This is a genomic window from Streptomyces sp. NPDC002092 (genome assembly GCF_053593775.1).
This window is the reverse complement of record NZ_JBSFDG010000009.1, coordinates 255,363-267,838: the sequence shown is the minus strand read 5'-3', so window position 1 is coordinate 267,838 and position 12,476 is coordinate 255,363. Positions and strand designations below refer to the sequence as shown.

Below are 12,476 nucleotides of genomic sequence, written 5' to 3'. Positions count from 1 at the left end.
GGGTGGCCTTCCCTGGTCAGTAGCCGACGCGGAAGGTCGCGTCCTGCTGGTCGGTGGTCGTGGAGATCGGGTCGATGCGCAGGACATAGTTCGAGTGGCGGATGTAGCGGGTCGGGAAGTTGTAGGACCGGAACGACGCCCAGCTCACGTCAGCCAGGCCCGCCGTCCGGTAGAACGTGGCGTCCGCGGCGAACGTCGACGTGCCGTCGTCGATGTCGAGTTGGAGCTGGTAGTCGTAGTGGCGCAGGTAGCGGGTCGGGTAGTTGACCGACTGGAAGGAGACCCCGGCTGGGTCGGCGAGACCCGGGACGAGCGTCCACTGGGAGTCGCTGGGCGGGTCGATGGGGTACTCGTCGATCCGGCCGGCGAAGTCGTAGTGGCGCACGTAACGGGCCGGGTAGTTGTAGGACTTGAGCCGGTTCCAGGTGGGTGCGCCCCACTGGGCGACGAGGTTGTCGTACTCGGTCGATCTGATGGCCGTGATACCGCAGTGCTTGGAGTTGAGCGGCTGGGTGTAGGTCTTCTGGTCGAGGGCCGTCCAGGTGCCGGCGGCCAGGTTGCTGCTCTGCCAGGCGTAGAAGACGCCGTTGGGGGTGTAGGTGTCGCCCCACAGGTACCAGGTGGCGGAGGCCAGGGACTTGACGAGGGTGGGTGCCTCGGTGCCGCCGTGCGCGACGCCGGTGGTGAACTCGGTGAAGCTGCCGGGGTCGAGGGAAGTGGATCTCGCGCCGACGAGCGTCTCGTTCTTCTTGAAGTAGAGGTAGTTGTAGCCGCCGACGCCCACGGCCATGTCGCCGTCGATCACGTCGTAGCCGGGGTCGAAGAACACCTGGGGTTCGGACGCGGTGAGGAAGTCGGTCGTGTAGTTGACCATGATGACGTTGTGGCCGCTGGAGTTGACGGCCGAGTAGATCACCGCGTACTGGCCGCGGCCCGCGTCCCAGAACGCCTCGGGCGCCCAGCAGTGGGTGTCCATGTCGTGCAGCTTGAGGCGGTGGTAGCCGGTGAAGGTGCGCAGGTCGGTGGAGTACCAGACGTGGATGTACTGGCTGACGTAGGTCCAGTCGGTGCCCTTGAGGTCGGTGGCGATGACCACGAAGGTGCCGTCCTGCTTGCGCAGGATGAACGGGTCGCGCAGGCCGAGGTCGCCCTCGGTGGGCGTGACCAGGGGGTTGTTCTGGTTGAGCGGCATCCAGTTCAACGAGTCGGTGCTGACAGCGAGATGGAGGCCGTAGTCGGTGCCCTCGCCGAGGCTGGTCGACTCGGTGAAGTAGCACATCGCGTAGGCGGAGTCGGCGGCACGGGCGGTGCCGGCGCCCAGGGTGAGCACGCCGGACACGGCCAGGGGAGCGGCGGCGGCCATGCCGAGGAAGTGCCGGCGTGAGGGCAGGGGGAGGGGAGTCATATGTGCTCCAAGAGGGTGTGCGGGGCCTTCATCTACGAGGAAAGGTTCGATCGGTATGTCGAACCCAGTTCGGCGGATCGGCCGGAAATTAAGGCCTGGTCATGTTCGCGTCAATCGTCCTGTCATTCTTTTGTGATTTCTGTGCGCCCCAGGGCGTCCGGTCGCGTGCCCCGGGGCGGGTCGGTCAGCGCTGGGTGTAGATGAAGCCGATCTTGTCGACCTCGTCGCCGGAGCGGCCGTGGAAACCGGCGAGCTGCCAGCCGCTGGGGGCGGTGCGGGTGACGCAGTCGGAGGTGGAGGTGCCACCGGCCAGGGTGCGGCCGAGGTTGGTCGTGAACTTGGCGTAGAAGATCCGCGTGTGGTCGTTGTAGCTGCCCTCGCAGAGCTGGGTGCTGGTCACGTACTCGCCGCTGCCCAGGGTGAGGGACGAAGCGGTGCCGCCGGTGCCGCCGTGGGCGAGCGTGGTGCCGTTCGCCAGGGTGACGCTCATCTGGTCGACGCGGGAGCCGGAGCGCAGGGCGATGGTGGTGGCGCGGGCGCCGGCCGGGACGCTGTCGATGTCGTTGTAGTAGTCGCCGTGCGGTCCGCCGAACTGGTCGCTGAGCTGGAAGGCGGAGTTGCGGGACCAGGAGAAGCCGACGGTGATCGGGTCGTGGTCGGAGAGCATCAGGCCGTCGTCGGTGAGGAACTTGGCGTGCTCGTTGTTGTACGAGGTCGCGTTGAGGGAGACGAGTTTGCTGCTGCGGTAGAGGACCTTGTCGACGACCTCGCAGGTGTTGGGGACGGTCGCCCCGGTCTGGTCGCAGACCAGCGCGTCGCTGCCCTTGGCCGGCGCGCTGCCGCCGCGGATCAGCTGGACCCAGGCGTCGGTGAGCCCGTTGGCCGCGCCGAACTCGGCGATGGTGTCGGCGGCCCGGGTGTAGCGGGTGTTGGTGTCGCCCATGACCACGACGGCGTTGCCGGCGGAGTGGGTCTGGATGAACGCGGTGAGCTGGTTGAGGTTGTCGGCGCGGGAGGCCTCGTCGCCGTCGTTGGTGCCGGCGTTGGTGTGCAGGTTGTAGAAGTCGACGTAGACGCCCTCGGCGAGGCGCTCGCGCATGAAGGTGAAGCCCTTGGGGGTCAGGCAGTCGCCCGAGTCGATCTGGCAGGAATTCCACTTCACCCGCTCGAAGTCATCCTCGTCGTAGGGGACCTTGGAGAGCGTGTTCAGCCCGCTGCCGATGCCCGCGCCCCCGCTGGTCGGGGTGCGGTAGGCGTGCGTGGTGTCGCCGGCGTAGAGGTAGGCGTGGTAGTTGAAGTCCTCCTCGACATGGACGATGTCGTACGGCGCGATCCGCTGGCCGATCGCCGTGGTGCTGGTGTCGCGCGGTGTCGAGGCGCTGGAGAGGCTCTCTGGCAGGCCCGCGATGTTGTAGCTGAGGACGCTGAAGGTGCCCGAGTCGGCGGCCGCCGCGGAGGGGGCGGCCGCGGTGAGCCCGCCGAGGGAGGCGGCGGCCGCCGCCAGGCAGGCGAGGAGTCTGCGCATGGGGGTGTGTCTCCTGGGGAGGGAAAGCGGTTGTGCCGGGGACAGGCAGAAGTTACCGCCGGTTACCCCGGACTTGTCGAGAGTTTGGCGTGCATTCAAAGGAATCTGACGCCGGGCAAAGGCAGTTCGGGACCTCGCCATCGACCTCCCGCCCTCATGAAGCCTCAGCCGCACCGCCGCCGACCACATCACCGCCGTCCATCTCGCCCTGGCCCACCGGCCCAACTGCCGAAGACGTGTCGGCGTGGGCGTCACCGATGCCATCCACCACGCCGTCCTGACGGTTGCCGCCCCGGCCTGGTCGGTGGCTCCGAACCCGACGGAGAGGTCCGTTATGGTGCCGGGGGCGCCGGCCTCGACGGTGAGCGGATCAGCAGGTGTCGGTGCGGGCGGCGAAGAACGGGCGGGAAAGGCAGGTGCGGCTCGTCCTTCTCGCCTCAGCAGAGAGCTGTCCTTCTCTGCGTTTCATGCCATATGCCGAACCTCGTTCGCTTTGCCGGATGGACCGTAGGAGGCGAGTGGCAGCACCGTCAGTACCCTGCTTCTGCGGTGCGTTGGCGAGTCACTTCGCGTAGCCGGTGATCTGCCCGATCCACTTGATGAAGTCGTCCGGGTCCTCGTTGGCGCCGTGACCACCGTCCCAGTACATGAGCGCGTTGACGTTGTCGCCGAGGTTCTTCAGGCTCGCGGCGAGGTTGCCGACGACCGTGAGCGACGTGGCGGTGTCGCTGGTGCCTACGCGGATCCACCAGTTCTTCGAACGTGCGGCGTTCTTCTGCGCGATGAAGTGCATCGGGTTCATCAGCGTGATCTTCTCGGGGAGGTCGCTGTCCAGCCGTGCACTGGACTTCCCGGTCGCGTGGCGCAGGCTGTAGAGCGTGAAGTGCCGGGCGTTGGTGGACTCGTCGCCGAACTCGATGTTCTCGGCGGCCGAGGTGTCGAAGGCGTCGAACGCCGGTACGCTCTTGCTTCGCCCCACGTGCGCGACGAACTTGCCCCAGGTGAAGGTCGCTTTGCCGCCGGACCAGGTGATCCAGGGCTGTTCCTTCAGATAGGCGGTGCGCTTGGTGTCCGACAGGGCCTTCAGGTACTTCGTTGCGGCGGGCTCCAGGTACGTCTTCAGCAGGTAGGCGTCGTAGTTGCGGGCCGTTAGGGTGCCGAAACCGTTCTCGCCCTTGAGGTTGAGGGATGCCTGGTACTCGGCGAACTGGGATTGGAGTGCCTTGGAGACGGCCTGGTCGACGGTCTTGCCGCCCATCTCCGCGCCGCCGTACATCCACTCGTAGGCCATGTCGGCGTGGTCGAGGTCGGTGATCGGGCACCAGTCGGCGCTCGCGAAGATCGCGTCGCTGGCGTCGGCCGCGCCGATCTCCTTGAGGTGTGCGTCGTAGAGCGGGCTGTCGCCGGAGGCGCCGAGCAGCGCGGACATGGCCCCGCCTGCACTCGTGCCGGAGGAGACGATCCAGTCCGTGTTGCCCGGGATGCGTCCCTTGTTGTGGCGGATGTAGCGCACCGCGGCCTTGAGGTCGACGATCACGGCCGGCGCCTTGCCGTAGTACTTGCCGTCCTTCTCGTTGTCACGGCCGCGGGCGCCGGGTTGGACGACGACGTAACCCGCCGCGAGGGCGAGGTCGCCGTTGCCGATCATCTGACCGCCGCCCGTCATGCCGCCGCTGGGCTGCGTGCCCCCGCTCGGGGCGCCGCCTGCCGCGCCGCTCGGCATAGCACCGCCGGGAGCCGCCCCGCCGCTCGGCGCGGCCCCACTGGGCATGCCACCGCCGCCACCCGGGGCACCGCTGGGGGCGGCACCGCCGCCTGGGGCCGCGCCGCCCCCGCCCATGGCGCCGCCGCTGCCGCCGGTCACGGACGAGGACATGTAACCGGCGATGGCGTTGTCCAGGAGGATCGGGGCGCCGGAGGCGTCGATCTCCTTGTCCCCGATCTTCACAGGCATCATGACGTTGAGGCTCTGGTACTTCTCGTCCACGGGCTTGGTCACGTACGTGATCGCCTCCCAGAGGCGGTAGGTGACCTTCTTGTCGCCGTCCGCCGTGGAAACGGTCTTGGTCTTGGTCTTGTAGGCGTCCTTGTCGAACGTGAGCGAGGCGCTCTTGCTGCTCGAGTCGCCGTCGTTCGAACAACCGGAGAGCACCGGAAGTGCCGAGGCCGCGGCCGTGCCGAGCGTCGCCGTCTTGAGTACCGTCCTGCGCTTCACTGATCTGCCTCTTTCGTACCGTGGGGGTGGGCAGGCGTGAACGTAGACGTCGGGCGACATTATCGTCAACGATTTCGCTGACTCTCACAGGGCATGCGTAGCCGGCTCCCGGGAAACCCTCAGAAACGACTCGACAACAAGCGCGCCGCGTTTCTGATCAGGCTCTGATCCAGCTGTGATGCCGCTTTGAGCCACGCTCTGTTCCCTGGTGCACAGCGCCGGGACCCGACCCACGCTCCCCTCCAGTCGGAACCCGCGGTCCACGACCCCCAGGGCACAGAAGCGAGAGACGAGTGACCAACACCATCAAGCGCTACGTGACGGCCTGCGCGGCCGTCGTCACCGCCGTCGCCGGCGTGGTCGCCACCGCCCCCACGGCCAGCGCCAATCCGCCGTCCGGCATCAACATCCGCGGCAAGGAGCCCTTCAACACCGACACCCTGCTGTCCAAGATGTGCGGCGACATGAGCGGCGCCGACAAGTCCTTCGTCTTCAACATCAACACCGGTGAGATCGTCCCCAGCAGCACGGCGTACGGGAAGTCGCCGTACTACCACCTCGCCGCCGGTGACTCCCGGTACTTGAACAGCACGGCGCCGCGCGGCTCCCACTGGGCGCTCACGAACGGCTGGGAGGCCGTGACCGGCAACTGCGAGTTCCCGAAGTCGTCCACCTGGACCTGGTACGACAAGGAGCGCCAGATCTCCAACGACTCGGTGACCAACTGCGGGAGCGGCGGGGCAGGCCTGTCCGTCAACGAGTCCTACGCGACCACCCGCGGTGCCTCCGTGTCGATCGGCGTCAACACGAAGCTCTCCTTGAAGCTCCTCGACCAGCTCTCCTCCGAGATCGGCTTCAGCGCCAGCTACTCCTGGTCCTGGTCCAAGACCCACACGCTGGGCCGCACGGTCACCGTCAACCCCCCGCACGGCCGCAAGGGCTACATCAACGCCCGCCCGCTGAAGCGGACCGTCCGGGTCAACCCGGTGTTCCACGTCCAGAACTACAACTGGAGCGACGGCCAGTCCGAGGTCGGCACGGTGGTCCACAGCTGGCGCGGGCGTGGCTACGACCGCATCTGGTCGTACGGCTACTGGGTCGACACCTACGCGGATGTCGTCAACAGCGACGGCACCCCCGCCATGGACTTCGTCATCCGTGACAAGGCCGGCAGCTGCTAGTGGCGGCCCTGCGCGGGTCACCGGGCCGACCGCGCCCGGTGACCCGCATCCCGCGCCATCAGATAGCCGACGCCGCGTACGGTCCTGATCAGCGACTGGTCGCGGTCGCCCAGCTTGCGCCGCAGGTAGTAGACGTAGGTCTCCACCACGCCGGACTCGCCGTGGAAGTCCGACCGCCAGACCCGGTCGAGGATTTGCGCCTTGGTGGCGACCTGGCCGGCGTTGTTCATCAGGAAGGCGAGCAGGTCGAACTCCCGGCACGACAGGGCGACTTCCCTGCCGTCCCGCCACACCTCGCGGGTTCCCGGATCCAGCGTCACGTCCCCGGCGCGCAACAGCCGGCAGTCGAGGGCGCGCCCGCGCCGCAGCAGCACATGGACCCGGGCGACCACCTCCTCCAGCGCGAAGGGCTTGGTGACGTAGTCGTCGGCGCCCATCATCAGCCCGCGCACCTTGGCCTCGGTCCGGTCCTGGGCAGTGAGGAATAGAAGGGGCGCGTCGACGTCGGCGCCGCGCAGGGCGCGGTAGGTCTCGAAGCCGTCGCCGTCCGGCAGGATCACCTCGAGGATGACGACGTCGGGGCGTACGGCGACGCCGAGTGGGACGGCGTCCTCGCCGCGACCGGCCGCGTACACGTCGAAGCCGAGCTCACGCAGCCTCGTCAGCAGCGGTCGCGCACCGTTGTCGGCGTCCACGATGAGCACGCGGGGCGGTCTGGAGGAACTGTGCGTCTTCACGTCGTGGAAGACCTCATTCCGCGAGGTGTGGTGCACGTTGTGCAGGCGAGCAAGGTGTGACAACTCCGTGACAGGACGTAAGGGCGGGTCGAGGCGACGACGTGCGGAGGAGCTCTCGGCGGTGGTCACATCCTGGCGCGCAGATGGCTCACGGTGACGAAGTGGTAGCCGCGGGCGCTGAGGGTGCGCAGGATCTCGGGGACCGCCGCGACCGAGGTGGGGTGGATGTCGTGCATGAGGACGACGTCGTTGCGCTTCACCTTGCCGATGACGGACTGGGCGACCTTCGTGGCGTCGGGGTACTTCCAGTCCTCGGTGTCCAGGGTCCACAGCACCGGGGAGAGGGTGGTGGCACCGCGCACGGCACTGTTGACGGCGCCGTAAGGCGGGCGGAAGAGGGTGGGGGCCTTGCCCGTGGCGGCCTTGATCGCGGCGTTCGTGCGGTTCAGCTGGTAGGCCACCTGCTCGGCGCTGAGCTTGGTCAGGTCGGGGTGGTTCCATGAGTGGTTGCCCACCTCGTTGCCGGCCCGTGCCTCGGCACGCACCAGGTCCGGGTGGGCGACCACGTTCTGGCCGACTGTGAAGAAGGTGGCCCGCGCGTTGTACTGCGCAAGGTACGTCAGCAGGGTCGCGGTCTCCGGAGCGGCGGGACCGTCGTCGAAGGTCAGGGCGATGCAGCGGACCCGCTTGCAGTCGGTTTCGTCGTCGCCGGATGCCGTATGGGCCGGCGCGGCGGCCGCCGGCGTGCTCGTCGCCCCGAGGTCGAGAGAGCGGGACGGCTGGACGGTCTGGTGCTGTGCGCGCCTGCCGAACGCCGACAGCCAGGGGGTGACCGTCGCCTTGGGGAGGGTCACGAGATACGAGCCGGCGGCGGGGGCGCCGACAGCGCCCTGGTCGAAGGCCACCCGCAGCCCGCCGTCCGGGGTGAAGGCCATGTCGTCGAGGATGGCCGTGAGGTCGGACCGGTCGGCGAACGCCTCATCCACCGTGTCCGCATCCGTGCCCTCCCGCCCCTTGAGCTGGTTCTTCAGGGCGGTGACGAAGGCGTCCCTGGAACCGTCCGCGACGAGTGCGAGTGCGGTGCGATACGCGCCGACCTTCCCGTCGTACCAATATGTGCCACTGGACAGTCCGCTCCCTGCGGCGGCACCGTCCAGGGTGGTGAGCCGCACGCCGAGGACGTCCCCCGAGGCGACCAGGAACTGGTGGCTGATGTTGAGTTCGCGATGGTCGTCGCCCTGACACGCGGAGCGGAAGGTCTCCAGGCGCTCCTCCACGTACTTCTTCATCGCGTCGGTCATCGTGCTCGCGCCGGGGACGTCCGGGTAGCTGGTGGCCCACGCGCAGGAGGCGCTCTCGCTGTTGTCGGTGACGAGCTGCAGGCCCTTGATCTTCGAGGGGTCCACCGACCGCACCGAGGAGACGGTGGAGGACGAGCCGGGCCGTGCTCCGGCGGTCGTCGAACTCGCCGTCCCGGAGGATCCGGACGAGCATGCCGACGTCGCGCAGAGCGAGCCGAGCAGGAGGAGAGAGGGGACGACAAGATGTGTGCGCATGAGGACCAGAACCTGGGATCGGGGGCTTATCGGGGTCCGATCCTGCAGGTCAGGGATATTTTTCAGCGACCGTCGCAGTCACTGCGAACAAAAAAACCTTCCCGGCCCTCCACGTCCGTCGTCACTTACCGTGCAGCGGGGCACACCTGTCGGTACGACACGTCGGGCACGTACGTCCGCCACTGCGCGCCGGTGAGTCCGCCCCCGGCCCGGGAACACAGGACGCGGGCGATGTCGTCCGGGGCGACGGGGTAGCCCTGCAGCAGCACGTCCGGGCCACCGGCGTACAGGGTGGAGCCGTCGCGGGTGAAGGCGAGGGTGTCGATCTCGTCGCGGGCGGTGGGCAGGTCGGTGACGAGGAGTTGCTGCCCGGCGGTGTCCCACAGACGCAGGGTGCCGTACTGGCCGCCCACGGCGAGGGTGGAGCCGTCGGGGGAGAAGGCGAGCGCGCCCACGGCCTCCGCTTCGCTGCCGGGGGTCGTGTCGGAGGTGCCGGTCAGTAGGCCGAGGCGGTGGCGCAGGTCGCCGTCCCACAGCGTCACGTGCCCGGTGGAGTCGCCGACGGCGAGTCGGGTGCCGTCGGGACTGAAGGCCAGCGCGGTGACCTGCCGGCCGTCGGCCAGAGCGTGCCTGTGCACGCGACCGGACGGCAGCGCCGTGTACTCGTTGCCGGAGTCGGCGAGCAGCCGCCCGTCGGGCCGCAGCGCGAGACTGCCCTGGTAGACGGTCTTCAGGGTGGCCGTCCGGCGGTGGCTGCGAGTGTCCCAGACCTCGGCCGTACTGTCGCCGCCTGCGGAGCGTGCGGCCAGCAGCGTCCGGCCGCCCGGGCCGACAGTTAGCGCGTAGACGGTGCGGTCCGCCGCGCCGGACGTCTCGAACGAGGTACGGACCCGGTGCGCACGCACGTCCCAGATGCTGAAGCGCTGCCGCACGGAGCCGTGCGAGGAAACGGTGTCGGCGACGGCGAGGAAGCGGCCGTCCGGGCTGTAGGCCAACTGAGGGGAGCCGTCGCCGGAGTCGGTCGGCAGGGGGCCGAGGGTGGTGCGGGCGAGGAGGGCTCGGGTGCCTGTGGTACGCAGTTCGAAGCGGTAGCCGGTGCCGGAGCGGGTGGCGGTGGCCAGGACGGAGCCGTCCGGGCTGAGCGCGGTCGCGTCGGCCGGCGTGCGCTGCCAGTGGGCGTCCAGGCGGTCGCTCACGTCGTACGTGCGGACCGTGGCGCCGTCCAGATAGCGCAGTGTCCGGCGGCTCGTGTCCGGATCCCAGGCCAGGCCCCTCACCTCGGCGCCGGCCAGCGGCGTGTGGAAGACCTGTCCGCCGCCATTGGCCAGCCGCCACACGGCGATCTCCTCGCCGTCGGCCGTGGCCAGGAACTCCCCGTCCGGGGAGAGGGCGGCGTCCGTGAAGCCGGTGGTACCGGCGCTGGCGAAGTCGGCGACCTCTCGCCCGCCGGAGATGTTCCAGACCGTGGACGTGTTTCCCAGGGCAGCGGCCAGGCGCCGGCCGTCCGCGCTGAACCGCAGCAGCCGCGAGCCGCCGTCCGCTCCCGTACCGGTACCGCAGACGCCGCTGCGTGCCTTCTCCCAGGCCCCCGTCAGCTTCCTGCCGTGGACGGTGTCCCACACCTGGGGTGTGCCGCCGGCCGTGCACAGGGCGAGGAGACGGCCGCCCGGGCCGACCGCGGCGGCGGTGAGGGCACGCGACATGTCCGTGGTGAACAGCGTCTTGCCGTCGCCGACCCGGTGCACGCGCACCGAACCGGTGCCGTCCGTCGGCCCCGTGACGTAAGCGCTGCCGTCAGGCGCCCAGTCCACCGTGTCGCCCAGGTCGGCGACGGTCCTGCCCGAGGTGAGGTTCCACAGCTGGTTGCCGTCCTGACCGATGACCACGAGGAAGCGGCCGTCGGGGCCGCCCTCGGCGACCTCCGTGCCGGCGGGCAGACGATAGGTGGCGGTGACGCGGTGGTCGGCCACGTTCCGGACGGTCACCCTGCCGCCCGTGACGGTGACCAGGGAGCGACCTTGACCGGTGAGGAAGCGCCGGATGTTCTCACCCGTCTGCGGGTCGGTGAAGGCGTCCCGCTCCGGCCGGGCGAGGGCTTCCAGCAGGGCCGAGCGGGACTCGGTCAGCGGGGCGAGCCGCCAGGCGGCGACGGAGAGCCGGGCGGCCGTGCGGGGGTCGTCGGAGCGCAGGCCGGCGGCCACCGTGGCCAGGCGGCGGGCGGCCGCCTTGGCCGCCTCCTCCTCGCTCGTCCGGCCACGCTGCCAGGCCAGCAGGCCCGTGGCCAGCGCGAGCACCAGGAACGCGGACAGGCCCGCGGTGAGCACGCGAGTACGGCGGGCGGCCCGTGCCTCGCCCGCACGCTCGCCGTCGCGCGCGGCCCGCGAGGCGGCGAGAAAGGCCCGCTCCAGCTCGGCGAGGTCGTCCTGCGAGCTCCCGCCGAACAGCTCCTCGGCCTGGGCCAGCCGCGCCCCCCGGTACAGCACTCCGGCATCCCGGTCCAGTTGCTCCCAGGCGTGGCCCGACTCGCCAAGCAGCCGCTGCGCGCGCAGCCGCTCCCGGCCCTCCTCGATCCAGCCCGCCAGCCGTGGCCAGCCGGTGATCAGCACCTCGTGGGCCAGTTCGACGGTGTCGCCGTCCAGGGTGACCAGCCGGGCGGCGGTGAGGCGTTCCAGTACGTCCTGCGAGTCGGGCCCGAGCTCGGCCCGGGACGCCGGGCGGCGCGTGTCGGCGGCGCCGTCGCCGGGGGCGATCAGCCGCAGCAGGATGCGGCGGGCGGTGCGGGCCTGCTCCGGCGCGAGGTCGCCGTAGACCTGCTCGGCGGTCGCGGCGATCGCCCCGCGCACGCCGCCGGCCTCCTCGTACGCGGCCAGGGTGAGGGTACGGCCGCGGCGTCGGCGCCAGGTCTCCAGCAGGGCGTGCGAGAGCATCGGCAGGGCGCCCGGCTGGTCGGTGACCTCGTCGATGACACGGGCGGTCAGTGTGCGCTCGACGTTCAGGCCCTCGGCGGTCGCGGGCCGCGTGATCACGTCCCGCAGCTCCTCCCGGCCCATCGGCCCGATCAGCAGGGTCGCCCGGCCGACCGCCTCGGCCAGTTGCGGGTGGGTGCCGCAGTGGCCGTAGAAGTCGCCGCGTACGGCGATGGCCACGCGCAGCCGGCTCGCGGGCTCGCGGGCGGACAGCAGCAGGTCCAGGAAGCGGTCGCGTTCCGCGCGGTCATGGCAGAGGGTGAACAGCTCCTCGAACTGGTCGACGATCACCCAGGTGTCCGGGCCGCCGTCCTCGCCGTCCCCTCCGTCCTTCGCGACGAGCGCCTGCTCGTGCGCTCGCGCGGGCTGTTCACCAGGGGTGAGCACTCGGATCACCGCCGGGCGGTCGGCGCCCTGCGCCTGCCGCAGCGCCGGAATCAGCCCGGCCCGCAGCAGCGACGACTTGCCGCTGCCGGAGGGGCCCGACACGACCGCGAACCGGTGCGCGCGTACCAGGCCCAGCAGCTCTCTGACCTGCTTTTCCCGGCCGAAGAAGAGATCACTGTCGCCCGGTTCGAAGCGGGCAAGCCCCCGGTAGGGCGCCCGCTCCTCGGCAGCGGGCGCCCGGACCTCGGCGTCCGCCTCCCGCCAGCGCCGCTCCCACTCGTCGGGATCGGCGTCCAGCACCTGGACGTACGCCCGCACCAGCGCGAGCGAGGGCAACTGGTCGCCGGCCGCCGCCTGGGACAGGGCGGTCGTCGAGTAGCCCGCCCGCGCGGCCATCTCCCGGTACGGCGGCTTTCCCGCCTTCTCGCGGAGCAGACGCAGGTCGTGCGCGAGCCTCTGTACGGGTCCGGCTTCGGGGTCCACCGGTTTTTCGCGTCGTCCCAC

At 70.0% G+C, this 12,476-nt stretch carries 7 protein-coding genes; 1 reads left to right on the top strand and 6 read right to left on the bottom strand.

The annotated features are described in order from the left end of the window. Positions 1-16: 16 nt before the first annotated feature. The 3 genes from ACWCRD_RS22560 to ACWCRD_RS22550 all read right to left on the bottom strand — a co-directional run bounded on the left by ACWCRD_RS22560 (position 17) and on the right by ACWCRD_RS22550 (position 5,145). Positions 17-1,405 carry a glycoside hydrolase family 43 protein gene (locus ACWCRD_RS22560; RefSeq protein WP_450967583.1) on the bottom strand — a complete coding sequence of 463 codons (1,389 nt, stop codon included), beginning with the start codon at positions 1,403-1,405 and terminating at the stop codon, positions 17-19. 184 nt (positions 1,406-1,589) lie between these two features. Then, positions 1,590-2,930, bottom strand: coding sequence for a jacalin-like lectin (locus ACWCRD_RS22555; protein ID WP_450967582.1), 1,341 nt, complete (start codon positions 2,928-2,930; stop codon positions 1,590-1,592). A gap of 562 nt (positions 2,931-3,492) precedes the next feature. Further along, complete coding sequence (locus ACWCRD_RS22550; protein ID WP_450967581.1) at positions 3,493-5,145, bottom strand: subtype B tannase; 1,653 nt, start codon at positions 5,143-5,145, stop codon at positions 3,493-3,495. 293 nt (positions 5,146-5,438) lie between these two features. On the opposite strand from ACWCRD_RS22550, the gene ACWCRD_RS22545 reads away from it, so the two are divergent. Beyond that, positions 5,439-6,326, top strand: a complete 888-nt coding sequence (locus tag ACWCRD_RS22545) for a hypothetical protein (protein WP_450967580.1) — start codon at positions 5,439-5,441, stop codon at positions 6,324-6,326. A gap of 17 nt (positions 6,327-6,343) precedes the next feature. On the opposite strand, the gene ACWCRD_RS22540 is transcribed toward ACWCRD_RS22545, so the two are convergent. The 3 genes from ACWCRD_RS22540 to ACWCRD_RS22530 all read right to left on the bottom strand — a co-directional run bounded on the left by ACWCRD_RS22540 (position 6,344) and on the right by ACWCRD_RS22530 (position 12,476). Continuing rightward, positions 6,344-7,063, bottom strand: a complete 720-nt coding sequence (locus tag ACWCRD_RS22540) for a response regulator transcription factor (protein ID WP_450967579.1) — start codon at positions 7,061-7,063, stop codon at positions 6,344-6,346. 125 nt (positions 7,064-7,188) lie between these two features. Continuing rightward, a complete protein-coding gene (locus ACWCRD_RS22535; protein ID WP_450967578.1) occupies positions 7,189-8,619 on the bottom strand; it encodes a polysaccharide deacetylase family protein in 1,431 nt (476 codons plus the stop codon). 125 nt (positions 8,620-8,744) lie between these two features. Then, positions 8,745-12,476, bottom strand: a complete 3,732-nt coding sequence (locus ACWCRD_RS22530) for an nSTAND1 domain-containing NTPase (RefSeq protein WP_450967577.1) — start codon at positions 12,474-12,476, stop codon at positions 8,745-8,747.